The 24,996-nt window shown below is 68.3% G+C and carries 23 protein-coding genes and 2 tRNA genes; 13 read left to right on the top strand and 12 right to left on the bottom strand.

What is annotated here, in order from left to right:
• The first annotated feature begins 46 nt into the window (after positions 1 to 46).
• The 3 genes from gltX (at position 47) to CA982_RS17140 (ending at position 1,810) form a co-directional block, all read left to right on the top strand.
• Complete coding sequence (gene gltX / locus CA982_RS17150; protein WP_086536475.1) at positions 47 to 1,525, top strand: glutamate--tRNA ligase; 1,479 nt, start codon at positions 47 to 49, stop codon at positions 1,523 to 1,525.
• An 86-nt stretch (positions 1,526 to 1,611) separates the two neighbouring features.
• Positions 1,612 to 1,683 (top strand) — tRNA-Gln (locus CA982_RS17145).
• A 54-nt stretch (positions 1,684 to 1,737) separates the two neighbouring features.
• Positions 1,738 to 1,810 (top strand) — tRNA-Glu (locus tag CA982_RS17140).
• A gap of 130 nt (positions 1,811 to 1,940) precedes the next feature.
• Here the strand turns inward: CA982_RS17140 and CA982_RS17135 are convergent.
• Together CA982_RS17135 and CA982_RS17130 are read right to left on the bottom strand one after the other, a co-directional pair.
• The gene (locus tag CA982_RS17135; RefSeq protein WP_086536474.1) at positions 1,941 to 2,438 is read right to left on the bottom strand and encodes a PPOX class F420-dependent oxidoreductase; all 498 of its coding nucleotides are present in this window, start codon (positions 2,436 to 2,438) and stop codon (positions 1,941 to 1,943) included.
• Positions 2,439 to 2,499: 61 nt separating this feature from the next.
• Positions 2,500 to 3,234 carry an IclR family transcriptional regulator gene (locus CA982_RS17130; protein WP_086536473.1) on the bottom strand — a complete coding sequence of 245 codons (735 nt, stop codon included), beginning with the start codon at positions 3,232 to 3,234 and terminating at the stop codon, positions 2,500 to 2,502.
• Positions 3,235 to 3,342: 108 nt separating this feature from the next.
• Between CA982_RS17130 and leuC the strand changes: the two genes are divergently transcribed.
• The 3 genes from leuC to CA982_RS17115 all read left to right on the top strand — a co-directional run bounded on the left by leuC (position 3,343) and on the right by CA982_RS17115 (position 6,255).
• Positions 3,343 to 4,806: a 3-isopropylmalate dehydratase large subunit gene (gene leuC / locus CA982_RS17125; RefSeq protein ID WP_086536472.1), complete on the top strand. Its 1,464-nt coding sequence runs from the start codon at positions 3,343 to 3,345 to the stop codon at positions 4,804 to 4,806.
• A 52-nt stretch (positions 4,807 to 4,858) separates the two neighbouring features.
• A complete protein-coding gene (gene leuD / locus CA982_RS17120; protein ID WP_086536471.1) occupies positions 4,859 to 5,452 on the top strand; it encodes a 3-isopropylmalate dehydratase small subunit in 594 nt (197 codons plus the stop codon).
• A 173-nt stretch (positions 5,453 to 5,625) separates the two neighbouring features.
• Positions 5,626 to 6,255 (top strand): HU family DNA-binding protein, encoded by a 630-nt coding sequence (locus tag CA982_RS17115; protein WP_086536470.1) that lies wholly within the window; start codon positions 5,626 to 5,628, stop codon positions 6,253 to 6,255.
• A gap of 118 nt (positions 6,256 to 6,373) precedes the next feature.
• Here the strand turns inward: CA982_RS17115 and CA982_RS17110 are convergent, their stop codons facing one another.
• The 3 genes from CA982_RS17110 to cofC all read right to left on the bottom strand — a co-directional run bounded on the left by CA982_RS17110 (position 6,374) and on the right by cofC (position 10,383).
• Positions 6,374 to 7,297: an NUDIX hydrolase gene (locus CA982_RS17110; RefSeq protein ID WP_086536469.1), complete on the bottom strand. Its 924-nt coding sequence runs from the start codon at positions 7,295 to 7,297 to the stop codon at positions 6,374 to 6,376.
• Positions 7,298 to 7,341: 44 nt separating this feature from the next.
• Entirely contained in the window at positions 7,342 to 9,540 is a 2,199-nt protein-coding gene (locus CA982_RS17105; protein WP_086536468.1) for an RNA degradosome polyphosphate kinase, read from the bottom strand.
• Positions 9,541 to 9,615: 75 nt separating this feature from the next.
• On the bottom strand, positions 9,616 to 10,383 hold the full coding sequence (cofC, locus tag CA982_RS17100) for a 2-phospho-L-lactate guanylyltransferase (RefSeq protein ID WP_167383371.1): 768 nt from the start codon (positions 10,381 to 10,383) through the stop codon (positions 9,616 to 9,618).
• 143 nt (positions 10,384 to 10,526) lie between these two features.
• Between cofC and CA982_RS17095 the strand changes: the two genes are divergently transcribed.
• Entirely contained in the window at positions 10,527 to 11,534 is a 1,008-nt protein-coding gene (locus CA982_RS17095; protein WP_086536467.1) for an NAD(P)H-dependent glycerol-3-phosphate dehydrogenase, read from the top strand.
• Positions 11,535 to 11,552: 18 nt separating this feature from the next.
• Here the strand turns inward: CA982_RS17095 and CA982_RS17090 are convergent, their stop codons facing one another.
• Both CA982_RS17090 and CA982_RS17085 read right to left on the bottom strand, forming a co-directional pair.
• On the bottom strand, positions 11,553 to 12,161 hold the full coding sequence (locus tag CA982_RS17090) for a DUF3515 domain-containing protein (RefSeq protein ID WP_086536466.1): 609 nt from the start codon (positions 12,159 to 12,161) through the stop codon (positions 11,553 to 11,555).
• 78 nt (positions 12,162 to 12,239) lie between these two features.
• On the bottom strand, positions 12,240 to 12,485 hold the full coding sequence (locus tag CA982_RS17085; RefSeq protein ID WP_086536465.1) for an Lrp/AsnC ligand binding domain-containing protein: 246 nt from the start codon (positions 12,483 to 12,485) through the stop codon (positions 12,240 to 12,242).
• Positions 12,486 to 12,640: 155 nt separating this feature from the next.
• Between CA982_RS17085 and thiL the strand changes: the two genes are divergently transcribed.
• The 3 genes from thiL to CA982_RS17070 are packed head-to-tail and all read left to right on the top strand — an operon-like array spanning position 12,641 to position 14,955.
• The gene (thiL, locus tag CA982_RS17080; RefSeq protein WP_086536464.1) at positions 12,641 to 13,681 is read left to right on the top strand and encodes a thiamine-phosphate kinase; all 1,041 of its coding nucleotides are present in this window, start codon (positions 12,641 to 12,643) and stop codon (positions 13,679 to 13,681) included.
• 45 nt (positions 13,682 to 13,726) lie between these two features.
• Positions 13,727 to 14,248 (top strand): gamma carbonic anhydrase family protein, encoded by a 522-nt coding sequence (locus CA982_RS17075; RefSeq protein ID WP_086536463.1) that lies wholly within the window; start codon positions 13,727 to 13,729, stop codon positions 14,246 to 14,248.
• Between the two features lie 23 nt (positions 14,249 to 14,271).
• Positions 14,272 to 14,955 (top strand): uracil-DNA glycosylase, encoded by a 684-nt coding sequence (locus CA982_RS17070; protein WP_086536462.1) that lies wholly within the window; start codon positions 14,272 to 14,274, stop codon positions 14,953 to 14,955.
• Positions 14,956 to 15,339: 384 nt separating this feature from the next.
• Here the strand turns inward: CA982_RS17070 and CA982_RS17065 are convergent, their stop codons facing one another.
• Both CA982_RS17065 and rpmB read right to left on the bottom strand, forming a co-directional pair.
• Positions 15,340 to 16,188: an enoyl-CoA hydratase/isomerase family protein gene (locus CA982_RS17065; RefSeq protein WP_086536461.1), complete on the bottom strand. Its 849-nt coding sequence runs from the start codon at positions 16,186 to 16,188 to the stop codon at positions 15,340 to 15,342.
• 109 nt (positions 16,189 to 16,297) lie between these two features.
• Positions 16,298 to 16,489: a 50S ribosomal protein L28 gene (gene rpmB / locus CA982_RS17060; RefSeq protein WP_004023092.1), complete on the bottom strand. Its 192-nt coding sequence runs from the start codon at positions 16,487 to 16,489 to the stop codon at positions 16,298 to 16,300.
• A 282-nt stretch (positions 16,490 to 16,771) separates the two neighbouring features.
• Between rpmB and CA982_RS17055 the strand changes: the two genes are divergently transcribed.
• The 3 genes from CA982_RS17055 (at position 16,772) to CA982_RS17045 (ending at position 21,572) form a co-directional block, all read left to right on the top strand.
• Complete coding sequence (locus tag CA982_RS17055) at positions 16,772 to 18,421, top strand: DAK2 domain-containing protein (RefSeq protein ID WP_086536460.1); 1,650 nt, start codon at positions 16,772 to 16,774, stop codon at positions 18,419 to 18,421.
• Positions 18,418 to 20,664, top strand: a complete 2,247-nt coding sequence (gene recG, locus CA982_RS17050; RefSeq protein ID WP_086536459.1) for an ATP-dependent DNA helicase RecG — start codon at positions 18,418 to 18,420, stop codon at positions 20,662 to 20,664. Before CA982_RS17055 ends, recG begins: the two co-directional genes overlap by 4 nt.
• Positions 20,665 to 20,783: 119 nt before the next feature.
• Positions 20,784 to 21,572, top strand: a complete 789-nt coding sequence (locus CA982_RS17045) for an HNH endonuclease family protein (RefSeq protein ID WP_086536458.1) — start codon at positions 20,784 to 20,786, stop codon at positions 21,570 to 21,572.
• Between the two features lie 36 nt (positions 21,573 to 21,608).
• Here CA982_RS17045 and CA982_RS17040 read toward each other — a convergent pair whose 3' ends face one another.
• Genes CA982_RS17040 through CA982_RS17030 form a run of 3 tightly spaced genes read right to left on the bottom strand, consistent with a single transcriptional unit; the run spans position 21,609 to position 24,873 of the window.
• Positions 21,609 to 22,214 carry a mycothiol-dependent nitroreductase Rv2466c family protein gene (locus CA982_RS17040; protein ID WP_086536457.1) on the bottom strand — a complete coding sequence of 202 codons (606 nt, stop codon included), beginning with the start codon at positions 22,212 to 22,214 and terminating at the stop codon, positions 21,609 to 21,611.
• Between the two features lie 35 nt (positions 22,215 to 22,249).
• A complete protein-coding gene (locus CA982_RS17035; protein WP_086536456.1) occupies positions 22,250 to 22,654 on the bottom strand; it encodes a DUF302 domain-containing protein in 405 nt (134 codons plus the stop codon).
• A gap of 53 nt (positions 22,655 to 22,707) precedes the next feature.
• A complete protein-coding gene (locus CA982_RS17030) occupies positions 22,708 to 24,873 on the bottom strand; it encodes an MMPL family transporter (RefSeq protein ID WP_086536455.1) in 2,166 nt (721 codons plus the stop codon).
• Positions 24,874 to 24,996 lie beyond the last annotated feature (123 nt).

The following is a 24,996-nucleotide window of genomic DNA, read 5'->3' as shown; positions in this document are numbered from 1 at the left end:
CGGCGGGCGTGTCGGGAGCGCGGCGCCGCTTCGATACCCTGAGCCCATGACCAGTACTGAGGGTGTGCGCGTCCGATTCTGTCCGTCTCCGACGGGGACGCCGCACGTGGGGCTCGTGCGTACCGCGCTCTTCAACTTCGTCCAGGCCCGCCACGACGGCGGCACCTTCGTCTTCCGCATCGAGGACACCGATGCCGCGCGTGACAGCGAGGAGTCCTACGCGGCCATCCGCGACGCGCTGCGGTGGCTCGGGCTCGACTGGGACGAGGGACCCGAGGTGGGCGGACCGTACGGGCCCTACCGCCAGTCCGAGCGTCGGGACCTCCATACCGATGTCGTCGCGCGGTTGCTCGCGGCAGGAGAGGCGTACGAGGCCTTCTCCACTCCCGAGGAGGTCGAGGCCCGTCACCGGGCCGCCGGCCGTGACCCCAAACTGGGTTACGACAACTTCGACCGTGACCTGACCGCCGAGCAGCGCGCGGCGTATGTGGCCGAGGGACGTAAACCCGTTGTCCGGCTTCGTATGCCGGACACCGACATCTCGTGGGACGATCTCGTGCGCGGCACCACGACGATCAAGGCGGGCACCGTGCCGGATTTCGCCCTCACGCGTGCCTCGGGCGATCCGCTCTACACGCTGGTCAATCCGGTCGACGACGCCATGATGAAGATCACCCATGTTCTGCGCGGCGAGGACCTCTTCTCCTCGACGCCGCGTCAGCTGGCCCTCTACGACGCGCTGATCCGCATCGGCGTGGCCGACGCGGTACCGGCCTTCGGCCACCTTCCGTTCGTGATGGGGGAGGGCAACAAGAAGCTCTCCAAGCGCGACCCGCAGTCGAATCTCTTCCACCACCGGGACCGCGGATTCATCCCGGAGGGTCTGCTCAACTACCTCGCGCTGCTCGGCTGGGGTTACAAGAGTGATGTCGACGTCTTCAGCCTGGACGAGATGATCGCAGCTTTCGATGTGCGGCAGGTCAATTCCAATCCTGCGAGATTCGATCAGAAGAAGGCCGACGCCATCAACGCCGAGCACATCCGCCGGCTGGACCTCGGCGACTTCACCGCTCGGCTCAAGTCGTATCTCGTCGTGCAGGGCAAGCTCGCCGAGACTGCCGACGACGAGACCTTCGCAGCTCTGGCCGAACTGGTGCAGACGCGTATCCAGGTTCTCGGAGACGCCTGGGATCTCATCTCGTTCGTCTACGTCTCGGATGCCGATTTCACGATCGACGAGAAGGCCGCGAGCAAGAACCTGGGCGCCGACGCCGTGCCGGTTCTGGATGCCACCATCGCCGCGATCGAGTCGCTGGATTCCTTCACCACGGCTGCGCTGCAGGACGCGCTGAACGCCGCGCTGGTGGACGACCTGGGCCTCAAACCGCGCAAGGCGTTCGGTCCGGTACGGGTGGCCGTCACCGGCTCTCAGATCAGTCCTCCGCTGTTCGAGTCGATGGAGATCCTGGGTCGCGAGAAGACGCTCGCGCGCCTGGCCTCGGCACGGGAGATTGCGGCCAAATAGTGCCTTTGAGCTGCACGTTTGTGGACTTCCGGTAACCCTTTGATACTCTCTTTCTCGGCAGTTTTCCGCAAGGAGAACCAAGCCAATGGGGTATGGTGTAATTGGCAACACAGCGGTTTCTGGTACCGCCATTCTAGGTTCGAGTCCTGGTACCCCAGCGGACAGAAAGAGATCGAGACCGTGCTAAGGTCTTGATCGCCGGAAGTTCCCATGGCCCCGTCGTCTAGCGGCCTAGGACGCCGCCCTCTCAAGGCGGTAGCGCGGGTTCGAATCCCGTCGGGGCTACAAGAAAGACCCTCCCTCTGCATCGCAGAGGGAGGGTCTTTTCATTGTGGCGCAAGCCATCTCGTCCGTGTCGCGCTGATCACAGCGGGACACGGACGAGGCTCAGGCGGTCGCTGTCATCGTCGGCGGTTCACAGGAACTCGGCGGTGCTGCCGGCGGCCGGCATCTCCGGGATACCGAGCTTTCGGTGGTCCCAGGAACGCGTGCGAGACGGTCTGATGCGGACGGCCACGCGCTTGTTCATCATCTGCTCCACGAAGGGCCGCGACTCCTCGGTGTAGGGCGCGGTGTAGCGCTCCCAGACGCTGATGCCGACCTTCAGGCAGGAGTCCGGATCGTCGAGGATCTCCGCGACACCCTCGAAGGTGACGCCCCGGAGGGTGTCGTAGGTGTCGCCGTCCTCGATCATCACCGAGCACCGGCTGTTGCGGCGGATGTTGACCGCCTTCTGTGACTTGGACTTCGTCTCGAACCAGATGTCGCCGTCGACGATCCCGTACCACATCGCCACCAGGTGGATGCTCCCGTCGGGTCCGGTGGTGGCGAGGGTCGCGGTCCGGCTGTGCGCGACGAATTCCGCGATCTCGTCCTCGGACATGACGATCTGACTACGTTGATTGACTCCCATTCCCTGACGCTAGCCCACCGGCCGCCGCATCGGAACGCCTCCGGGTGCAACGGCTCTGGGGTCAGGGACGAGCGGCCTGAAGACGTTTGTGGATCGCGTCTGCGGCGGCGAGCAGGTCGGCCGCCCAGCGCGCACCGGGCCGACGCCCCATCCGGTCGATGGGCCCGGACACCGAGATCGCGGCGACGACGTCACCGTTGCCGTCGCGTACCGGAGCCGACACACTCGCCACCCCGGCGGCGCGTTCACCGGCGCTCTGCGCCCACCCGCGGCGCCGGATCTCGTGCAAGGCCCGTTCGCTGAAGACACTGTCCGGCACGAGCGCACGCTGGGTGGCGGGGTCGGCCCAGGCGAGGAGGACCTTCGCCGCCGACCCCGCGCTCATCGGGAAGCGGGTACCCACCGGGACGGTGTCCCGCAGGCCGGTCGGTGGTTCCATCGCGGCGACGCAGACGCGCTCGGCTCCTTCGCGGCGATAGACCTGGACCGATTCGCCGGTGATGTCACGAAGCCGGGGGAGGACCATGAGCGCCGACTCGGTGACGGGATCGTGTGCCGAGGAGGCGAGTTCGCCGAGTACCGGGCCGGGCTGCCAACGTCCGGTGACGTCCCTGGTGAGGAACCTGTGCGTCTCGAGCCCGACCGCGAGACGGTGCGCCGTCGCCCGGGGGAGTCCGGTTCGTCCGCAGAGCTCCGACAGGTTGCACGGGGTCTCGGCGATCGCATGCAACACGGCCACGGACTTGTCGAGCACGCCGATTCCGCTGCTGACCGCGGATGCGGTATCCTTTCCCATAGGACGATACTAGCTGTCCAAATAGTGAGATGCACGTTCGAAAGCCAGCCAGACCGTCAACACCGCGTGCAGAGTCCGAAGAACCCGAGACAGATAACGAGTGCAGCCATGAGCAACAGCCCAGCCCAGCCGCTAACTCTCGCCGAGAAGGTGTGGCGCGATCACGTCGTGGTCCCCGGTGACGTCGATGCGTCCGGCAACACCGATCCCGACCTGATCTACATCGACCTCCACCTCGTGCACGAGGTCACCAGTCCGCAGGCCTTCGAAGGACTGCGTCTCGCCGGACGTCCGGTCCGACGACCCGACCTGACGATCGCGACCGAGGACCACAACGTCCCGACGGTGGACATCGACAAGCCCATCGCCGACCCGGTCTCGCGCACCCAGGTCGACACGCTCCGCAGCAACTGCGAGGAGTTCGGCGTCCGCCTACATCCCATGGGAGATGCCGAGCAGGGCATCGTCCACGTCGTCGGGCCGCAGCTGGGCCTGACCCAGCCCGGCATGACCGTGGTGTGCGGCGACAGTCACACGTCCACGCACGGTGCCTTCGGTGCGATCGCGATGGGAATCGGCACCAGCGAGGTCGAGCACGTGCTCGCCACCCAGACGCTGTCGTTGCGCCCGTTCAAGACGATGGCCATCAACGTCGACGGCGAGCTGCCGCCCGGTGTGACGAGCAAGGACCTGATCCTCGCGATCATCGCGAAGATCGGCACCGGCGGCGGACAGGGTTACGTACTGGAGTACCGCGGCGAGGCAATTCGCAAGCTGTCCATGGAAGCCCGGATGACGGTGTGCAACATGTCGATCGAGGCAGGTGCCCGGGCCGGGATGATCGCGCCCGACGAGACCACCTACGAGTTCCTCAAGGGGCGGCCACACGCTCCGGCCGGTGCCGATTGGGATGCCGCTGTTGCCTATTGGGACAGTCTGCGCACCGATCCCGACGCCACCTTCGACGCCGAGGTGCACATCGACGCCACCACGCTGACCCCGTTCGTCACGTGGGGGACCAACCCGGGCCAGGGTGCGCCGCTCGGCGCCGCGGTGCCGGACCCGGCCGAATACGGCGACGAGGTCAAGGCGGGTGCCGCGGCGAAGGCACTGGAGTACATGGGCCTCGAGCCCGGAACGCCGCTGCGTGACATCAAGGTGGACACGGTCTTCGTGGGCTCGTGCACGAACGGCCGGATCGAGGATCTGCGCGAGGTGGCAGGCATCCTGAAGGGCCGCAAGGTCGCGGACGGCATGCGGATGCTGATCGTTCCCGGCTCGATGCGCGTGCGCGCGCAGGCCGAGGACGAGGGGCTCGGCGAGATCTTCGTCGCGGCGGGTGCCGAGTGGCGGCAGGCCGGATGCTCGATGTGCCTGGGCATGAACCCGGACCAGCTCGCCCCCGGCGAGCGGTGTGCGTCGACGTCGAACCGCAATTTCGAAGGGCGCCAGGGCAAGGGTGGTCGAACCCACCTCGTGTCGCCGGGAGTGGCCGCGGCCACCGCGCTGCGCGGCACCCTGTCGGCGCCCGCTGATCTGGACTCGCCGTCGGCACCCGCCGATCTCGGTTGAGTCACGGTCCGAACCACATCCCAGCCACATCATTCGAACAGGGGCTTTCCTGATGGAACCGTTCACCGAACACACCGGCATCGGCGTCCCGCTGCGCCGCAGCAACGTCGACACCGACCAGATCATCCCGGCCGTCTATCTGAAGCGGGTGACACGCACCGGCTTTGAGGACGGTCTGTTCGCCGGCTGGCGGACCGATCCCGACTTCATCCTCAACAACGAGCCCTGGAGCCGCGGGTCGGTCCTGGTCGCGGGTCCCGACTTCGGCACCGGCTCCTCACGTGAGCACGCGGTCTGGGCCCTGTCCGATTTCGGTTTCCGCGTGGTGATCTCGTCCCGCTTCGCCGACATCTTCCGCGGCAACTCGGGCAAGGCGGGTCTGGTGGCCGCCCAGGTCGAGCAGTCCGACGTCGAACTGCTGTGGAAGCGGCTCGAGGAGAATCCGGGCCTCGAAGTGACGGTGAGCCTTGTCGATAAGACGGTCACCGCCGGAGACCTCGTGGTGCCGTTGGCAATTGATGACTACACACGGTGGCGCCTGATGGAGGGTCTGGACGACATCGGACTCACGTTGCGCCAGGTAGACGCGATTTCCGAGTTCGAGTCGACGCGCCCGGCGTTCAAGCCGCGCACCCTCGCGGACTGATTCCCCACCGCCGCGGCGGGGTCATCTCGCCGCGGCGGCACCGTCGTGAGCTGCCATGCCATTTCGCAACACGGCGTCCTAATTGGCGTGGAAGATGGACGTTTTCAAATTCGACGTTTACCGTGTGTTGGTAGCTGGCCGAAACTCGGTCAGATCAGCTTGCGGAGGTACTCATGAACAAGGCGGAGCTCATTGATGAGCTGACCAAGAAGCTCGACGCGGATCGCAAGACTGCGACTGAAGCCGTCGAGCTCGTCGTCGACACGATCGTGCGCGCGGTCAACAAGGGCGAGAGCGTGACGATCACCGGCTTCGGCGTATTCGAGAAGCGGAAGCGCGCGCCGCGCGTCGCCCGCAACCCGCGCACGGGCGAGACCGTGAAGGTCCGCGCGACATCGGTTCCGGCGTTCCGTCCGGGCGCTCAGTTCAAAGCCGTCGTGGCCGGCAAGCAGAAGCTGTCCGCCACCGGTCCGGCTGTGAAGCGCGGCAGCGGAACCACCACCACGGCAGCCAAGAAGGCTGCGCCGGCGAAGAAGACGGCGGCCAAGAAGGCGACCACCGCGGCCAAGAAGACCACGGCGGCGAAGAAGGCTCCGGCCAAGACCACGGCGGCCAAGAAGACCACGACCGCCGCGAAGAAGGCTCCGGCCAAGAGCACGGCGGCCAAGAAGACCACGACCGCCGCGAAGAAGGCTCCGGCCAAGAAGGCGGCTCCGGCCAAGAAGGCCACGGCCGCGAAGAAGGCTCCGGCCAAGAAGACCGCCGCAAAGAAGACCGCGGCAAAGAAGACCACTCGTCGCTGAACCGCGGATCACCGCGGTCGACGACCACAGTTCAGCCCCCGGCGTACTTCCCCCGCCGGGGGCTGAACTGTGTTCGGGCCCTTGCCGGACGACGGTGTCGTCCGCACGATGGCCGGACTCAGGCCGTGGGGAGCGCCCCGGCGATGTGATCGGCCGCCACCAACCTGCCGTCGTGGAGCGACAGAACCCACACGCTTCCCTTGCGATTGGACGCCTTGGGAAGCGCGATCGCGTCCCGGTCGGCCCACCAGTCCATGAGGGGCGGGATCACCTTCCCCTGACTGCAGACCGCCCGGGTCGACGTCGTGTCGGCCGCGAGCTGGAGTATCCGACGTTGCGCCGCCGCCGGATTCGTCCGGTACGTCTCCTCGGACAGGTCCGGCTCGCTGTGCAACTCGACGCCGAGTCGCTCGCGCAGTGGCTCCAGGGTCTGCTCGCAACGCACGCGATCGGCCGAGTGAACGCGCTCCGCCCCGAACGCCAGCAGAAGCGGGGCCAGGGCGGCTGCCTGCGCGCGACCCAGCTTGTCCAGCGGCCGTAGCCGGTCGTCACCCTTGTACGTCGAGCGCCGGCCGGCCTTGGCGTGTCGGACCAAGAGAAACGTGTGCAGGCCCGCGGGGAGCCGCACGAACTCTTCCAGGATCGCCCGATCGAGCGGGTAACTCAGCTTCTCCCGGGCCTTGTCGACCGAGAGCCAACGCAGTTCGTCGACCTCGCCGCCGGCGACGAACGCCCCGTCGAGGGCCCGCGCCGACCAGTAACGCACATGCTTGCGCGTGTTGCCCAGGTCGTAGTGGACGTCGTCGAGGTGCCGGCCGAGGACGACGTGTTGTCCGGTCTCCTCGGCGATCTCGCGCACCGCGGTGTCGATGAGCGTCTCACCCGGCTCGGCTTTTCCCTTGGGCAGCGTCCAGTCGTCGTACTTCGGGCGGTGGACGACCGCGATCTCGACGTCACCGCTCCCGACACCGCCGGTGCCGGAGACCCGCGGTCGCCAGACCACGCCGCCCGCGGCCCACACCTCATTCGTCTTCTTCGCCATATCGGTGGTGATGGTAGAGGTCGAAGGTTACGTGCCGGTGCCGGTCACGAACTGGTCTCCGGCCGACGACGATTGCGCCGCATCATCTGTCGCTGATGGTCGCGCACCTCCTCGCCCTCGGCGGGGGACGCGACCCAGCTCCCGTCGGGATGCAGGACCCAGCATCGGGTTCGCGGGTCGAGCGCGGAGGCGAAGATGTCGCCGAGCTCGCCGGCCAGTCGCTCGTCCCGGACGTTCACCATGACCTCGACGCGGCGATCGAGATTGCGGTGCATCATGTCCGCGCTGCCGAACCAGTACTGGTTCTGCGCACCGAAGTGCAGAATCCGCGAGTGCTCGAGGAACTGGCCCAGAATGGAACGGACGTGGATGTTGTCGCTGTAGCCTTCGACCCCGGGCCGCAGGGCGCTGATCCCGCGCACGACGACATCGACGGGTACCCCGCTCTGGGAGGCCCGGTAGAGCGCATCGATCACCTGCTCGTCGACGAGAGCATTCGCCTTGAGCTGGATCCGCGCGCGGGTGTCGCCGTCGCGGAAGAGCTCGATCTCGCGTTGGATCCGCTTGATGATCCCGGCCCGGATACCGTGCGGCGCAACGAGGATGTTCCGGTACTCCTGTTTGCGTGAGTAACCGGTCAGGGTGTTGAACAGGTCGGTCAGATCGGCGCCGATGTCGGGGGCGGCGGTCAGCAGACCCACATCCTCGTAGAGTCGCGCCGTCTTCGGGTTGTAGTTCCCGGTGCCGATGTGGCAGTACCGCTTGATGGTCGAGCCCTCGCGTCGCACCACCAGGCAGGTCTTGCAGTGGGTCTTGAGTCCCACGAGGCCGTAGACGACGTGGACGCCGGCCTGCTCGAGCTTGCGGGCCCACTTGATGTTCGCCTGCTCGTCGAACCGCGCCTTGATCTCCACCAGCGCGACGACCTGCTTGCCCGCCTCGGCGGCGTCGATGAGCGCGTTGACGATCGGGGAGTCGCCGGAGGTCCGGTACAGCGTCTGCTTGATGGCGAGGACCTGGGGGTCGGCCGCGGCCTGCTCGATGAACCGCTGAACGCTCGTCGAGAACGAGTCGTACGGATGGTGGACGAGCACGTCACCGTCGCGCAGCGTCGAGAACACGCTCTTGGGTGTCTCCCGCTCACCGAACGCGGGATGGGTGGCGGGGACGAACGGACGGTCCTTCAGGTGCGGGCGGTCGAGAGCGTAGATCTCGAAAAGTGATGACAGATCGAGGAGTCCGGGCACCTGGATGACATCGGCGGGATCGACCTCGAGCTCGCGCAGCAACAGCTCGAGCATGTGCTCGCTCATGTCGTCGGCGACCTCGAGCCGCACCGGGGAGCCGAACCGGCGCCGGGCGAGTTCGCGTTCCAGCGCCTGGAGCAGATCCTCGTCCCGGTCCTCCTCGACTTCGAAGTCGGCGTTGCGGGTGATCCGGAAAACATGGTGCTCAACGATTTCCATACCCGGGAACAGGTTGCCGAGATTGGCTGCGATCAGGCTCTCCATCGGCAGGTACACCGCCCGCTTGGCCGCCTTGTCGTCGTCGGGGCCCCGGTACGGCGCCAGCCGGTCGACCCGGATGAAGCGGTTCACGTTGTCCGGTACCTTGACCCGCGCGAAATGCTCGCCGCTCTCGTTGACGTCGCGGACCGTGACGGCGAGATTCAGCGACAGCCCGCTGATGTACGGGAACGGGTGAGCGGGGTCGACGGCCAGTGGCGTCAGGACCGGGAACACCTCGTCCCGGAAGTAGTCCGTCATCCGCGCCTGCTGCTCGGCGGTCAGCTGAGACCAGGACACCACGTAGATGTCGTTGTCGGCCAACGCCGGTCGGACCGAGTCGAGGAACACGCGGGCGTGGCGGTCGGCAATGGTCTGGGCGCGGCCGGCGATCCGCATGAGCTGCTCGCGCGGTGAGAGCCCGTCCGCGGACCGGACCGACAGTCCGGTCTCGTCGCGTCGTTTGAGCCCGGCCACCCGGACCATGAAGAACTCGTCGAGGTTGGAAGCGAAGATCGCGAGGAACTTCGCGCGATCCAGCAGCGGCAGCGACGTGTCCTCGGCCAGCGCGAGCACACGGGAATTGAAGTCCAGCCAGCTCAATTCCCGATTGAGGTAGCGGTCCTCGGGGAGGTCGGCGGACTCGTCGGGCACCAGGGTGGCGGCCGGCGGGGCATGGGGGATCGGTGTGGTCGTGACCGTGGCGGTCTGCGTTGCGTCGTCGTCGGCTGGGCTCACCCCCCAATGATGACCCATCGTCGTGCTCGGCGTACACGCCCGCCGGATAGACGGTGATCGGTGTGGTGTGCGGGATCAGAGATGACGCAACGCAGCGGTGGTGTGCGGCCCGAGTCCGAGCTCGCGGGCGACGGCGAGGTCGGTCGCGGTGTCGACGTCGGTGCGCAGGTCGGGCCAGTTCCGGCCCGCGGGATCGAGTTCGACGGCGCCCGCCGCCCGATGGGCGGCAGCAGAGCCGGGCCCGAATCGGGGTTCTGCGGCATCACCGTCGGTTCCGTGGAGCAGGACTGTGCCGGTGCCGTCGCGGTCGGTGAGAAAACTGGAGCGGTGGTGCTGGACCGCGCGCAGCACGGCGGTGATCGACGTGCTCGTGGCCGCCGGCAGGTCCGCCTGGACATACATCAGACCCGTCGACTCGGGCCAGGCCTCGCGGGCCCACCGCGCACCATCGACGAACGCGGCGTTGAGACCCGCGTCCGGTGGACCCGAAGGTGGGGGATTGCCCGGTGTCGGATTCCCCCGGGGTGACTCCCGCAGCCCGCGCATACCCGAGCGCCGGGCCGCGGCGAGGACTTCGTCGTCGGGGCTGACGACGACGATCCGCGAGATCCCCGCCCCGCGCAGCGCGTCGACGGTGTCGAGGAACATCGCGAGGACGAGGGAACCGCGGGTGACCGGGTCGTCGCCCTCGAACGCGGTGGACAGGGTCGCGGCCAACCGCGACTTCGCGCGGTGCAGACTCTTCACCGCCAGCACGGCCGCGACCGACGTCGCGACGGGCTCGGTGCCCCCCGCGTCGACGATCGTCGAGTCGGCGTCCGCGCCGACAGTGCTGTGTTCCATGCCGACCATCATGATGCACCCGTCGGTGGTCGGTGACATTCCGGGTCGGTCATACCCGCGAGGGCATTAGGGTGAGCAGGGTCGGACGGCCAGAAGGCCGCCGGTGTGGATGCGGAATTGGGCTTGCCCGGTGGGAGGTTGCGGTGCGCGCGGCGGTGATGGGAGCGGGTTCCTGGGGAACCTCGGTGGCGAAGGTGCTCGTGGATGCCGGGACGGACACCGTGATCTGGGCCCGACGGCCCGAACTCGCGGAGGCGATCAACAGTGAGCACGTCAACGCCGACTACCTCCCGGGTATCACGTTGCCGGGCGCGCTGACGGCGACGAGTTCGGCGGTCGACGCCCTCATGGGTGCCGACATCGTCGTGTGCGGAGTGCCGTCGCAGTCGTTGCGTCCCAATCTCACGCAGTGGACCCCGTACATCGGTTCGGATGCGTCACTGGTCTCGCTCGCCAAGGGCATCGAGTCCAACACGCTGCTGCGGATGAGCGAGGTCATCGCCGAGGTGACCGGTGTCGGCGACGACCGGATCGCGGTGCTGACGGGTCCGAACCTGGCCCGCGAGATCGCGGAGGGCCAGCCCGCGGCGACGGTCATCGCCTGTGCCGACGAGGCGCGTGCGGTGACCCTGCAGAGCGCGTTCAGCACGCGGTACTTCCGGCCGTACACCAACACCGACGTCGTCGGATGCGAGATCGGTGGATCGGCCAAGAATGTCATCGCGCTGGCCTGCGGGATGGCGAGCGGGATCGGATTCGGTCAGAACACCCTGGCGACGATCATCACCCGCGGGCTCGCGGAGACGATCCGGCTGGGTGTCGCGGTGGGCGCGCAGATCGAGACGCTGGCCGGTCTGGCCGGGATCGGCGACCTCGTCGCCACGTGTTCGTCGCCGTTGTCGCGCAACCGCACGTTCGGTGCCCGGCTGGGTGAGGGTGCCACCATGGCGCAGGCGCAGGAGGCCACGAACGGTCAGGTCGCCGAAGGAGTCAAGTCCTGCTCTTCGGTGCGCGCCCTGGCCGAGCGGCACCAGGTGCCGATGCCGCTCACGAATGCGGTCCACCAGGTGTGCCACGACGGCATGTCCGTGGCCGACGCCGTCAACTCGCTGCTGGGCCGCAGCCCCAAGCCGGAGATCTACCGGGACTGATCCCTTTCCGCCGCCGGATCAGCCGAAGTCGAGCGGTCCCCGTTCGAGGGTGCGGTCGATCACGCCCGAGATGTCGGTGATCGGGCCGTTGCCTGCATTGGCCGGGATCCACATCGCGACGTACGGACGGTGGTCGACGCACACGTAGGCCTGCCCCGAGCCGGCGACCGTGTCGGTGATGAACCACTGGACCCCGGCCTGATCGGCGGCGTGGATCTCCTGGAGGTTGCTCGTGGGGGACAGCTCGGCCGGCCGGGTCACCCCGCACCGCAAGGTCATGTCGTCGCCGGAGCCCGTCGCAGGCCACGTCGCGCGATCCCCGGAGACCTCTTTCGTGCCGAACCCCTCGAAGGTGTCCGGCGCCTCGGCGAGAAGTCGGGTGCACTCCTCGGAGACCGGCCCGGCGGCGTCGTAGGACTCGATCGGGGTCACCGGGTCGGGACGCAGTGCGGCGAACACGATGAACCCGGCTATCACCATCACCGGGATGGCCACCAGCGTCGCGACGAGTGCCGGGCTGAGCCGGCCGCCACTGCCGTACCGCGAGGCGTCCTCAGGGGCGGGGGCGTCGACGGCCTCGTTGTCGATGGGGTTCTGCGGAGTGTCATCCGAACCTGCTGACGTCACCCCACAACAGTAGGAGAGTCCCTCGGTCGGCCCCGCGCGTGGGCACCTGTCGCGGACGGCCGCGGCCGGTGTCGACGGTCAGCGCGTCGTCGTGACCACCGGGCAGGTCAGCGTGCGGGTGATGCCGTCCACCTTCTGGATCTGCGGAACCACGTTCTCGGTCAGGTGCGTGGCATCGGCCGCATCGACCCGGACGATCACGTCGTAGGGCCCACTGACCTCCTCGGAGGAGGCGACCCCGGCGATCTCGGCGATCGTCGCCGCTGCGAGCGCGGCCCGGCCGACCTCGGTCTGGATCAGTATGTATGCCTGAACCACGGACATCCTCTCCGTCTGTGTCGTTCCCGGGCCACATCGTCTGGGGCACATCGTCGACACGGGCTGTCGAACCGGCGTCGCCCGGCGGCCCAATACACTGTGGCACACATTGTCACCGACAAACCCGTGCGCGCGCGACCGGAAGAGGAAAGGCCCCACGAGTGACCATCGACGAGACCGGTCGACCCCATCACCCGATCGATCGGACCGACACGGTCGGTGCGATCGGCGAACGCGCCGTCATCGCCGCGCTGACCGCGTCCGCGACAGCCGGTGAGCCCGCCCACGACATCGTGATCGGATCGGGCGACGACGCAGCCGTTCTCGACATCGGCGGGTCGGCGGTGATCAGCACCGACACCGTCGTCGAGGGCCGCCATTTCCGGTTCGGCTGGTCGACGCCCGAGCAGGTCGGCGCCCGCGCGGTGGTGCAGAGTTCGGCCGATGTCGCCGCGATGGGCGGTCGCACAACGGGTCTCGTCGTATCCATCGCATGTCCGGCGGAGACGCCGGTCGGCGTGGTCCTCGACCTGAACGACGGGGTGGTGCGCGCGGCGCACGAACTGGACGCGCGGGTGCTGGGCGGCGATCTCGTCGCGGCCGGTCAGGTGGTGGTGAGCGTCACCGCGGTCGGTGCCCTGGAGGATCGTCGTCCGGTGTCACTGGGTGGCGCGCGAACGGGTGACGTCCTCGCGGTGAGTGGGCCGCTCGGGGCCAGCGCGGCGGGGCTCGCGGTGCTCTCCGATCCGCGTGCGGCCGAGTCCGACTGGCCGGAACTCGTTGCGCTGCATCGCGTGCCGGCTCCCGACCTCGGGCAGGGGCCGATCGCCGCAGCTGCGGGCGCGCACGCCATGACCGACATCTCCGACGGTCTGATCGAAGAACTGCTCACGATGTCGAGGGCCGCGGGGCTCGCGATGGCCGTGGACTCCGACGCGGTCCCGCGACGACCCGATCTGGTCGAGGCGGCCGGCGCGCTCGGGGTGGACCTCACGCGATGGCTCCTCGCCGGGGGTGAGGACCATCACCTGCTCGCCTCGTTCGAAGCGGCGGCGGTGCCCCCCGGCTGGACGGTGATCGGCTCGGTCGGTGCGCCGTCGACGTCGGCGCCCGAGGTCTGGGTGGACGACCGGCGCGTCGGCGGGCCCGATGGACCTGACCTGCACGGGTGGCAGTCCTTCGCCGACCCGACCGGCGACTAGTGGTGTGTCTCGCCCGCTTCCGAGACGCACCATTAGAGTCGCCTCATGGCGATTTACGCACTCGACGATCGAGAACCGGTCCTGGGCCAGGACACCTACGTGCACCCGGACGCGGTGGTGATCGGCGCGGTCACCCTCGGTGACGGGGTGTCGGTGTGGCCGGGCGCGGTCTTGCGGGGCGACTACGGGACGATCACCGTCGGCGCGCGCAGCAACATCCAGGACGGCACCGTCATCCACTGCACAGTTCTCGACCCGACCGTCATCGGTGAGCGATGCGTCGTCGGCCACAACGCGCACATCGAGGGCGCGACGATCGGTGACGACTGCCTCATCGCCTCGGGTTCGGTTGTCCTGAACGGGTCGACGGTCGGCGACGGTGCGATCGTGGGCGCCGGCGCGGTGGTGCCGTTCAAGTTCGACGTGCCGCCGCGACGCATGGCGCTCGGTGTGCCGGCGCGGCTGCGGGATGGCTACGAGGTCCCCACGGGACACACCGACCTGAACTGTGAGATGTACTTCCAGAACGCGCAGCATTACCGCACCGCGCTCAAACGGCTGGACTGACGACCCGCACGACGGAGGCAATCGTGACCGCACCACCCAAACCGCTCGCCGAACTGATCGACCCGGGCTGGGCAGAGGCGTTGGCACCGGTGGAGCCCATCATCACCGAGATGGGCCGGTTCCTGCGCGCCGAGATCGCCGAGGGGCGCCGCTATCTTCCTGCGGGACAACATGTCCTGCGCGCCTTCACGCGCCCCCTGGAAGACGTACGCGTCCTGATCGTCGGGCAGGATCCCTATCCGACGCCCGGACACGCAGTCGGGCTGAGCTTTTCGGTGGCGCCCGACGTGCGGCCGATCCCGCGTTCGCTGACGAACATCTACACCGAGTACTGCGCGGATCTCGGCTACCCGGCGCCGACCACCGGTGATCTCACGCCCTGGGCGGACAACGGTGTGCTCCTGCTCAACCGGGTGCTCACGGTGGCCCCGGGCGAGCCTGCCTCCCATCGCGGCAAAGGCTGGGAAGAGGTGACCGAGTGTGCCATCAAGGCGCTCGCGGCTCGCGACGAACCACTCGTCGCGATCCTGTGGGGCCGGGACGCCGCGGGTCTGGAGAAGTGGCTCCCCGATGTCCCGACCATCACGTCGGCGCATCCCTCGCCGCTGTCGGCCTCGCGCGGGTTCTTCGGCTCCCGGCCCTTCAGCCGGGCGAACGAGGAACTGATGGATCTCGGTGCCGAACCGGTCGACTGGCGCCTGCCCTGACCCTTCGTGGCTCGTCGCTTGCGCTCCTCGCACCTCAGGGAGCGGCGGGGTTGGGTCGCTTGCGCTCCTCGCACCTCAGGGAGCGGCGGGGTTGGGTCGCTTGCGCTCTTCGCACCTCGGTATCTGCGGCCTGGCGGCCGTCGTGGACTACGAAACAACCGTCGTGCTCGGTGCGCGACCACATTCACTGCTCCCTGAGGAGCGAGCTTGCGAGCGTCACGAAGGGTCTCGCAAGTTCGTCTCGCCAACTCTTCGTGACGCGCCCTCCGCAAGCTCCGGGCGCTCCTCAGGGAGCGGTGGATCAGCAGATCTCTCGGGCTCGGAACCAGGGGCTTTGCGGTTCCTTCGGATTGGGGAGCGGCGGTTAGGTGGTGTTCGTTCCGCTCAGGGAGCAGTGCCGGCGCGCCCGCGGGTGAAGTCCGGTGCGCGCTTGCCGACGAAGGCGTCGACGCCTTCGATGCCCTCGGGCAGGCCGGACCGTTCGGAGATCGAGCGGGCTTCGAGTGCGAGGTGCTCGACCAGGGTCGTGTCCGCGGAGACGGCGAGCAGATGCCTCGTGGCGGCGTCGGCGCCGCGGGGACCCGACGCGATGGTCTCGGCCGCCGTGCGCGCGGCCGCTTCGACCTCGTTGTCGGCGACGATCTCCGACAGCAGCCCCCACTGCAGGGCGTCCTCCGCGGTGAGGACGCGGTCGGTCAGGATGATCTGTCGGGCGCGAGCGGCGCCGACCGCGCGCGGGAGCGTCCAGGTGAGTCCGCCGTCGGGCGTCAGACCGATGCCGCGGTAGGCGGGCCGGAGTCTCGTCGACGGGCCGCCGATGGCCACGTCGGCGTGCAGGACCAGAGACATGCCGGCACCGGCGGCCCAGCCCTTGGCGGCGACGACGACGGGGCGGTCGGCCTCGTGGAGGGCGCCGACGAGCTGATGGAAGTTGTCCGCGATCTCGCGGAGGTAGGTCGGACGGTCGTCCGCGCCGGCGAAGGCACGGACGTTTCCGCCGGCGCAGAAGTTCTTGCCCAGCCCGACGAGCAGGACGGCACCGACGTCCCGCCGGCCGCGCGCGACCTCGCGGAGAGCCTGAGTGCCGGCGGCGAGGGCGGCGTCGTCGAGTGAGTTGCCCGCACCCGCGGTCGACACCGCGACGGTGAGAACGCCGTTGGCCTCGCTCACCAAGTCGTCGGCATCGACGGCGGCGGGGTGGGTGGCGGTGGCGGTGGGATTCGATGAGGGCATGCGCGAAACATTATCGCGCACACGCCAAAGACCCGACGCCGGGGAGCTTGCGCTCATGGCATCGGGTCTCGTGCTCTCGGACACCTCACCCGCGGACGGGTGCGGAAGATCAGACAGCTGCGGTCTTGCCGGCCTTCAGGCAGGAGGTGCAGACGTTCTTGCGCTTGCGGTTGCCGGGGGCGACCTCCACGCGAACGGACTGGATGTTCGGGTTCCAGCGTCGGTTGGTACGGCGGTGCGAGTGAGAAACCGACTTGCCGAAGCCCGGGCCCTTGCCGCAAATATCGCAGACGGCAGCCATCGTCGAACTCCCTTGGTAGATGATCATGGTCTGGTGGTCAGCCTCACGGATCGATCGGCACCACCGGACGGTGTGCGCGCCGAGGCGAAAGGCAACCCTGCAAGGATAACCAGGTCGTGGGGACGTGACCAAATCCGGGCCGACTCGCCGCAGGCGGACCCGCTCGGACGCGCCGCACGGTCGGACACCCCGAGTAGCCTTGCACACAACTTCACCAGCCGGTCACGTCGCCCGCGAGAGCACTGCCCGTCGCGCGCCGCGTCTGCGAGAAAGAGTCACCGTGTGATCGCCCGCACCGTCAACCCGCAGTTGCTGCGCGACTGGGCCCGTGCCTCGGTCGAGCAGCTCGAGTCGCTGCGCGGCGAGATCAACGACCTCAACGTCTTCCCGATCCCCGATTCGGACACCGGCAGCAACATGCTCTTCACGATGCGTGCGGCGGCCGAGGCGGTCGAGAAGACCCCGCCCGACGCATCCCTGCCCGAGGTGGCGCGCGCGATGGCCGACGGCGCGGTCGCGCAGGCCCGAGGCAACTCGGGGATCATCCTCTCCCAGGTACTCGTCGGCCTCGCAGACGGCGCGGAGATCCTCGGCGACACGGACGCACTGACCTTCGCCGAACTGTCGACGCTGGGACTCCGCCTCGGTTCGCTCGCGGCGACCCGCGCGGTGAGCGAACCGCGTGAGGGCACAGTGCTCACGCTGGTGCGGGTGGCCGCCGAGGCGGCCGCGGCACACGAGAACGAATCGCCCGCAGACCAGGTGCGCGCCGTGGCCGATGACTGCGCCGAGGCACTCGAACGCACCCCGGAGCAGCTGTCGGTGCTCGCGAACGCCGGCGTGGTGGACGCGGGCGGACGCGGATTTCTCGCGATCGTCGACGCCATGGTCGAGGTGATCACCGGCGTCTCCCACCGCCGGCGCCGCTACCGGGGCATCCTCACCGACAGCACCACGCTCGGACACGGGCCGGACGACAGCTGCGTCGACGGCAGCGACCAGGACTTCGAGGTCATGTATCTCCTCGACGGGGCAGCAGGCGAGCAGATCGCCGAACTCCGCGCACGGCTCGACGACCTCGGCGACGCCGTGGTGATCGTCGGCGACAGTTCCAGCGGTGAGGGTGAACGGTTCTCGGTGCACGTGCACACCTGCGAGCCGGGAGCGGCGGTGGAGGCCGGCGCGGGCATCGGGCAGCTCTCGGACGTCCGGATCAGCTGCTTCGCCCTCGACGCCATTCGAGCACAAGCAGATTCGGCGGAACCACCGCCCCGGCACAAGCGGGCCGTGGTGGCCGTCGTGTCCGGTGACGGAGCGGCCGAACTGTTCGGCGAGGCCGGCGCGGTGGTGCTGCGCGCCGACGACGGTCTCTCGGCCCACGAATTGGGGAAGACGATCCGCGACACCGACAGCGCGCATGTCGTCGTCATGGCCAACGGCGCCCTGACGTCTCAGGACCTCGTGACGGTTGCCACCGAGGTGCGTTCCAACCAGCGTTCGGTGCTCATGCTGCCGACCTCGTCGATGACCCAGTGCCTGGCGGCCCTCGCCGTGCACGATCCGAGTGAGGTGCCCGACGTCGACGCCTACGCGATGGCCGAGGCCGCGGCCGGCGCGCGCTGGGGATCCCTGCAGTCGGCGACCACGAGGATGATGACGCTGGCCGGGATGAGCGACGTCGGCGACGTGCTGGGGTTGATCGGCGACGACGTACTCGTGGTCGCGCCGGATCAGACGTCGGCGTGCACCGCGCTCGTCGACCTCATGCTCTCCACCGGAGGTGAACTCGTGACGCTGCTCGCGGGTGTCGACGTCGACGAGGCCGCCCTCGAGGCCGTCGGCGAGCAGATGCGGCGCAGTTATCCCGGTATCGAACTGGCGGTGTATCGCACCGGGCAGCGGACCGATCTCATCCAGGTGGGTGTGGAGTGACCGAGCTGGCGTTGTCGGATTCGCTGGCCGACGTCCTCGGGGTCAAGCCCGCCGAACAGCTCGCGACCGTGGGCGTGCACACGGTCGGGGAGCTGTTGCGCTACACCCCCCGCCGGTACATACGACGCGGCCATGTGGCCGATCAGGAACGACCCGAGCCCGGTGAGTGGCTGACGATCGTCGGGCGGATCACCAAGTCCGACCTCATCAAGATGAGAAGCCGCAAGGGATCCTTCCTCAAGGTCAAGGTGACCGACGACAACGAGGTCTACGAGGCCAGCTTCTTCAACGCGTTCCGGATCAAGGGATTGTTGCGTCCCGGCGCGCGGGTGATGATGGCCGGCGCGGTCAAGTACTTCCGCGACCAGATCCAGTTGTCCCATCCCGAATGGATGATCCTGCCCGACGGCGATCCGGAGATCGAGGACGTCGTCGGCTCCAAGATGCTGACCGAGATGTACGCGATCGAGGAGCAGGTCACCGGAGAGTGCGGCGACCACCCGCTGATCACGATGTTCGACCGTGACATCCTGCCGATGTACCCGGCCAACAAGAACATCCAGACCTGGGACATCCTCGGCGCGGTCCGCCGGGTGCTGACCGAGAGCGCGCCGATCCCCGATGCCCTGACCGAGGCCGAACGGCGCGCGCGGGGACTCGTGAGCACCGACGAGGCGATCCGCAAGATCCACCTGCCCGATTCCGAGGATGACGTGACGATCGCGTCCCGTCGACTGAAGTTCGACGAGGCGCTGGCCATCCAGACCGTGCTCGCGCAGCGTCGGCTGGCGGGCCGGAGTGAGTCGGCGCCACCGTGTCCGCGGGTGCCCGGCGGTCTCGAGGACAAGCTGCGTGACCGGCTCCCGTTCACGCTGACCGACGGTCAGGTCGAGGTGGGGGAGGAGCTCGCCGAGGATCTGGCCCGCGCGCAGCCGATGTCCCGGCTGCTGCAGGGCGAGGTCGGGTCCGGAAAGACTCTCGTGTCCTTGCTGGCGATGCTCCGGGTCGTCGACAACGGGTTCCAGTGTGCGATCCTGGCGCCGACGGAAGTGCTTGCCGCGCAGCACTACCGGACCATGAAGACGATGCTGGGCGACCTCGCCGAGGCGGGTGAGCTGAGCGCGGCCGAGGGGGCGACGCGGATCGCGCTGCTCACGGGATCGATGAAGACCAAGGGACGGCGCGAGACGCTGCTCGACGTGGTCACCGGGCAGGCCGGCATCGTGATCGGGACGCACGCGCTCCTCGAGGACAAAGTGGAGTTCTTCGACCTCGGACTCGTGGTGATCGACGAGCAGCACCGCTTCGGTGTGGAGCAGCGAGATGTGTTGCGCGGCAAGGGGCGCGACGGACGCATCCCGCATTTCCTCGTGATGACCGCCACGCCGATCCCGCGGACCGTCGCCATGACCGCCTTCGGCGATCTGGAGACCTCGGTGCTCCGCGAACTGCCGCGCGGCCGGCAGCCGATCACCACCTCCGTGGTGCCCACGAGCCGGGCCTCGTGGGTCGATCGCGTCTGGTCACGTGCCAACGAGGAGATCGACGAGGGCCGTCAGGTCTATGTGGTGTGTTCGCGTATCGGCGACGGCCCCGAACCCGAACCGGACGGGAACGACGAGAAGGGCCCGAAGACGACCTCGGTTCTCGAGCAGTACGAGGCGCTGGTCTCCGGTCCCTTCGCGCACCGGCGGGTCGAGCTCCTGCACGGCCGGTTGCCCGCCGACGAGAAGAATTCCGTCATGGACGCATTCGGACGGGGCGAGATCGACGTCCTGGTGTCGACCACCGTCATCGAGGTGGGTGTCGACGTTCCCAACGCGACCACGATGGTCATCGTCGACGCCGACCGCTTCGGCGTGAGCCAGCTGCATCAGTTGCGCGGTCGCGTCGGGCGCGGCCGGCATGCCGGACTGTGCCTGCTCATGACGAACGCCCGTGACACGTCGCCGTCGATGGACCGCCTCCGTGCCGTCGCGGCTTCCAACGACGGATTCGAGCTCGCACGAGTCGACCTCGAACAGCGGCGGGAGGGCGATCTGCTCGGGTCCCTGCAGTCCGGCGTGAACACCTCGCTGCGGTTCCTCTCCCTACTCGAGGACGTCGAGGTCATCGAGGACGCTCGCGAACTCGCCGAAGACGTGGTGAGCGAGGACATCACGCTGCTCGAACACCGGCCGCTCGCCGATCTCGTCGACGGCATCCTCGTCCCGCACAAGATCGCGTATCTCGACAAGTCCTGACCGGCGTCCTGCTGCCCAGGTGCCGTGGATCGTCGCGCGGGGCGCCACGTTCTGCGTCATCCGCGGGGGTCGGAGGTTCGTCGCGGAACCGGATGGTCGCCGCATGCGTCTGAGAAGGCATGGTGGTGCGTGATCGTCGGCTGCGTTCGCCGACACTTCGGCGGGCACGCATGCGGTTGCGATGGATGCTCCGGACGCCACGGGACACGCCGTCCTGGCCGGCGCGCCGGTGGGCGGTGCTCATCGCCGCCGTCGTCACGGCGGTGGCGGTCGCGGTCGGCGTCGACGGTCACCGGGCCGGCCCCGCCATCGACCCGGAGATACGGGCACTGGCCGGTGAGGCGGCGGTGTCGCTGGCGGCGATACCGGTCTCGGCCGGACGCACCGATCGCGAGGACTACGACCGGTCGGCTTTCGGCAGTGCCTGGTCCGACGCCGCGTCCGTGCCCGGGAGTGGCAACGGATGCGATACGCGCAACGACGTCCTCGCCCGCGATCTGCACGATGTCAGCGCCGGCCCGGTGTCGAGTTGCCCGCGAGCGGTCCTCGCCGGCGAGCTGCGGAGTCCGTACACCGGCGACTTCGTCGTCTTCCGACGAGACCGGAGCGCGTCCGCGGTGCAGATCGACCACATCGTCCCGCTGTCATACGCCTGGGACATGGGCGCGTGGTCGTGGACAGCCGCCCGGAGGCTGGACTTCGCCAACGATCCGGCCAATCTCGTTGCGGTCGACGGACAGTCGAATCAGGACAAGAGCGACTCGGAACCGGCCCGCTGGATGCCGCCCGAGACCGGATTCTGGTGCCAGTACGCAATCCAGTTCGTGATCGTCACGGCGGCCTACGGATTGGCCATCGACGAACCGTCGCGGCGTGTCCTGTCAGCGGCCCTCCGGTGCGGGGGATAGCGGGAGACCGCCCTCCGCCCGCGGCGGCGCCGAGACCTACGGCGAGAAGGTCGGCGGACCCGCGTTCGGACGCTTGACCTGCGCGAAAGTCGATGTGCCGCCGAGTGTGACGAGCGCGGCGAAAAGCGCCTCCGCCTCGTCGCCGGTCGGGATGGCAGAGAGTACCGGACCGAAGAAGTGGCTCCCGTCGATGCCGGTGATGGGGCTGCCGCCGGCTTCGCCCAGCGCATCCTGGCTGCGTTGGTGCGATGCGCGCAGCGCCTCGTCGAACGAGGCGTCATCCATCGCCTCGGCCGGTCCCGGACCAAGTCCCACCTCGGACAGGGTCTCGGCGACGACCGCGGAGGTCATCTCGTCGCCGCGGTGGTGGAGTCGTCGGCCGATCGCGGAGTACAGGGGCTCGAGCACATCGGGACCGGCGTCCTCGACGGCGGCGATCAGCACGCGTCCGAGTCGCCGCGAGGTGTCGAGTTGCCGGCGCTGCTCGGCGGAGTCCGGCTCCTGATCCTCGTTCAGGATCGCCAGGCTCATCACGTGCCAGTCGACGGAGGCGCGGTGCGCGTCGGCCCGGTCGATGAGCCACCTGGAGGCCGCCCAGGCGAAGGGGCACACGGGATCGAAGTGAAAGTCGAAGTGGGTCATGAGAACTCCAGGATCTCGAAGTCGGAACGGTGTGCTCACGACTGCGCGGACAGGGCGTCGATCGCGGCGCGCAGCTTCTCCGCGGCGTCGCGCGCGACGGGTTCGAGGTCCGGTTCGCCCGAGACCCGCACCATGAGATCGGGATTCATCGCCTCCACGAGTGTGTGGTCGGGACGGTCCGGGTCGGCGCGGACCACGACGTTGCAGGGCAACAACAACCCGATCTGCCGCTGGACGCCCAGTGCCCGGTGTGCCAGCGGTGGATTGCATGCGCCGAGTATCAGGTACGGCTCCATGTCCTCGTCGAGCTTCGTCTTGAGCGTTGCCTGGACGTCGATCTCGGTGAGGATGCCGAATCCCTGGTCGGCGAGCGCGGCTCTGGTCCGTTCGACCGCCTCCGCGAAGGGGTGCGGCAGCGTGGTGGTCAGTGCGAGTGACATCGTGTGTCCTTTCGTGTCGGCCCTCGAGGGGCGTGTACCCGATTCGGGTGAGGTCAATGCGAGAAGCTGATCGACGGGAGAATCCGGCGCAGCCAGGATGGTGTCCACCACGCCGCCCGGCCGGTGATGCGTAGCAGCGCCGGCAGGAGGGTGAGCCGGATCAGGACGGCGTCGAGCAGGACCGCCACACCCAGGATGATCCCCATCTCCTTCGGAGGGAGTGGTTCGGCCAGGGCGAAGGTGAAGAAGACGGCGACCATGACCGCAGCTGCGGCGAAGATGATCCGCCCGGAGTGGGCCATGCCGTCCACCTGCGCGGTCGATGGATCCCCGGAGCGTTCGTAGTGTTCCTTGGCGGTGGCGAGGAGGAACACGGTGTAATCCATCGCGATCGCGAAGATCATGGCGAAGAAGAACACCGGGGCCCAGCCGTCGAGAAATCCCTGAGGTGTGAAGCCCAGCAGGTCTGCCAGGTGCCCGTCCTGGAAGATCAGCTTCGCGACGCCGAACGCCGCTGCGGTGGACAACAGGCTCACCACAGTGCCGATGAGTGCGATCAGCGGTGCTTGGAGTGACACCAGCAGCAGGAGGAAACCGAGGACGAGAATGACGGCGACGACCAGCGGGAAGTAGTCGTTCAGAGCCTGCTGCAGGTCGAGGTTCTCGGTGGGCGCGCCGCCGACGAGAGCGCCGTCGGGCAATGCGTCACGCAGGTCGTCGACGATCGTCGCCATCTGGTCGGCGGACGGATCGACAGTCGGAAGAGCCTGCATGAGAACGAAGTCCGAGTCGTCCGCGGCCGGCGTCGCGGGAGTGACCATGGTGATCCCCGGGGACTGTGCCGCGACCGCGGCGGCCTGCCGCGCCTCGTCGGCGGGTGCGACGATCTGCAGTATCCCCGGTGCGCCCTCGCCCATCTGCGACTGCACGAGTTCATAGCCCTGGCGGACGGGGGCGTCGGCCGGGACGACGCCGATGGAGGGCATCGCGACCTTCAACCCGACGACCGGGATCGCGAGCGCGACGAGAACAACCAGGGAGCCGGTGGCGACAGCCCACGGATGGCGCTGCAGGAAGCCGCCCCAGCGTGCGAACACCGGCGAACGGTGCTGCTGTCGGCGCGCGTACGGCAGCGAGACCGCGTTGATCCGGCCACCCAGGGCGCCCAGCGCGGCGGGTAGGAGAGTGAGGGTCGCCGCGAGGACGAAGGCCACCGCGAGCATGATTCCCACCGCCATCGTGCGCACCGCCGGTGCCGGAACCAGCAGCACGGCCGACAGGCTCACCAGAACCGTGATGCCGGACAGCAACACCGCCTTGCCCGCGGTGTCCATCGTCTGCGCCACCGCCGCGCGCATGTCGTCGCCCTGCTCCCGGACCGAGTCGCGGAACCGCGACACCAGGAACAGTGCGTAGTCGATGCCCAGCGCCAGCGCGAACATCATGGCGAAGTTCATGGCCCACACCGAGATCGGGGTGACCTGGTTCAACAACACCAGACCGCCCGCGGATGCGACGAGACCGGCGATGGTCAGCAACAGTGGCAGACCGGCCGCGACGAGCGACCCGAACGCGAGCACCATGATCGTCAGCGTGACCGGCCACGAGAACAGCTCGGCCTTGATCATCGCGTCGTGATTGGCCTCGTTGAAGTCGCTCCACAGTGCCGAGGCGCCCGTTGGGTACACCTCGATCCCGTTCCCGGACAGGGCGATCAACGCGTCCTTGTGCTCATCGACAGCGCGCACCATCTCGTCGGTGTCGGCGGCCGCGCCCACGATGACGATCCCGGTGTGGCCGTCCGGGCTGACCGACATCCCGGGCTGTGGCGGGACGACCTGCGCGAACCGGCTGTCCGTGCCGGCCAGTGCAGCGATCTCGCCGACCACCGCCCGAATCGCGGGACCGTCGACCGTGTCGCGTTCGGAGTGGACGACCACATGCACCGCGGCCGACGAGTTTCCGCCGAAATGTTGCTGGGCCAGCTCGCGGACCTGCACGGACTCCGACCCGTCGGCCTGCCAGCCCGCGCCCGCGAGTGCGGAGAACACCGAGGGGGCCGCGGCTCCCAGGACGAGCAGGACGAGGAGCCACACGCCGAACACCCAGCGGGCGTGCGCGGCCATGGTCGCACCCCACCGGCCGAGGACCCCGGCCGGGGGATCCGCGGGGTCGGAGGTGGTCGCCTCGTCGTCGGACAGGGCGGTGATCGGCGCCATGGTTTTCCTTTCTCATATACCCCTGGGGGTATCTACCTGGCGGCCAACATACCCAAGGGGGTATCTTGGCGTCAAGAATCCAGCACCCAACCGGACGTCGGTGGTGCACGACACCGAGGAGGC

Origin of the sequence: Gordonia lacunae (genome assembly GCF_002149015.1) — a bacterium.
Taxonomy (GTDB): domain Bacteria; phylum Actinomycetota; class Actinomycetes; order Mycobacteriales; family Mycobacteriaceae; genus Gordonia; species Gordonia lacunae.
The sequence above is the reverse complement of the archived record's forward strand: the minus strand, read 5'-3'. Positions and strand labels throughout refer to the sequence as shown.

What these genes read in the sequence shown, in the direction of transcription:
- gltX (WP_086536475.1), top strand. Translation starts at nt 47, where the DNA reads ATGACCAGTACTGAGGGTGTGCGCGTCCGATTCTGTCCGTCTCCGACG.
- CA982_RS17135 (WP_086536474.1), bottom strand. Translation starts at nt 2,438, where the DNA reads ATGGGAGTCAATCAACGTAGTCAGATCGTCATGTCCGAGGACGAGATC.
- CA982_RS17130 (WP_086536473.1), bottom strand. Translation starts at nt 3,234, where the DNA reads ATGGGAAAGGATACCGCATCCGCGGTCAGCAGCGGAATCGGCGTGCTC.
- leuC (WP_086536472.1), top strand. Translation starts at nt 3,343, where the DNA reads ATGAGCAACAGCCCAGCCCAGCCGCTAACTCTCGCCGAGAAGGTGTGG.
- leuD (WP_086536471.1), top strand. Translation starts at nt 4,859, where the DNA reads ATGGAACCGTTCACCGAACACACCGGCATCGGCGTCCCGCTGCGCCGC.
- CA982_RS17115 (WP_086536470.1), top strand. Translation starts at nt 5,626, where the DNA reads ATGAACAAGGCGGAGCTCATTGATGAGCTGACCAAGAAGCTCGACGCG.
- CA982_RS17110 (WP_086536469.1), bottom strand. Translation starts at nt 7,297, where the DNA reads ATGGCGAAGAAGACGAATGAGGTGTGGGCCGCGGGCGGCGTGGTCTGG.
- cofC (WP_167383371.1), bottom strand. Translation starts at nt 10,383, where the DNA reads ATGGAACACAGCACTGTCGGCGCGGACGCCGACTCGACGATCGTCGAC.
- CA982_RS17085 (WP_086536465.1), bottom strand. Translation starts at nt 12,485, where the DNA reads ATGTCCGTGGTTCAGGCATACATACTGATCCAGACCGAGGTCGGCCGG.
- CA982_RS17075 (WP_086536463.1), top strand. Translation starts at nt 13,727, where the DNA reads ATGGCGATTTACGCACTCGACGATCGAGAACCGGTCCTGGGCCAGGAC.
- CA982_RS17065 (WP_086536461.1), bottom strand. Translation starts at nt 16,188, where the DNA reads ATGCCCTCATCGAATCCCACCGCCACCGCCACCCACCCCGCCGCCGTC.
- rpmB (WP_004023092.1), bottom strand. Translation starts at nt 16,489, where the DNA reads ATGGCTGCCGTCTGCGATATTTGCGGCAAGGGCCCGGGCTTCGGCAAG.
- CA982_RS17045 (WP_086536458.1), top strand. Translation starts at nt 20,784, where the DNA reads ATGGTGGTGCGTGATCGTCGGCTGCGTTCGCCGACACTTCGGCGGGCA.
- CA982_RS17040 (WP_086536457.1), bottom strand. Translation starts at nt 22,214, where the DNA reads ATGACCCACTTCGACTTTCACTTCGATCCCGTGTGCCCCTTCGCCTGG.
- CA982_RS17035 (WP_086536456.1), bottom strand. Translation starts at nt 22,654, where the DNA reads ATGTCACTCGCACTGACCACCACGCTGCCGCACCCCTTCGCGGAGGCG.
- CA982_RS17030 (WP_086536455.1), bottom strand. Translation starts at nt 24,873, where the DNA reads ATGGCGCCGATCACCGCCCTGTCCGACGACGAGGCGACCACCTCCGAC.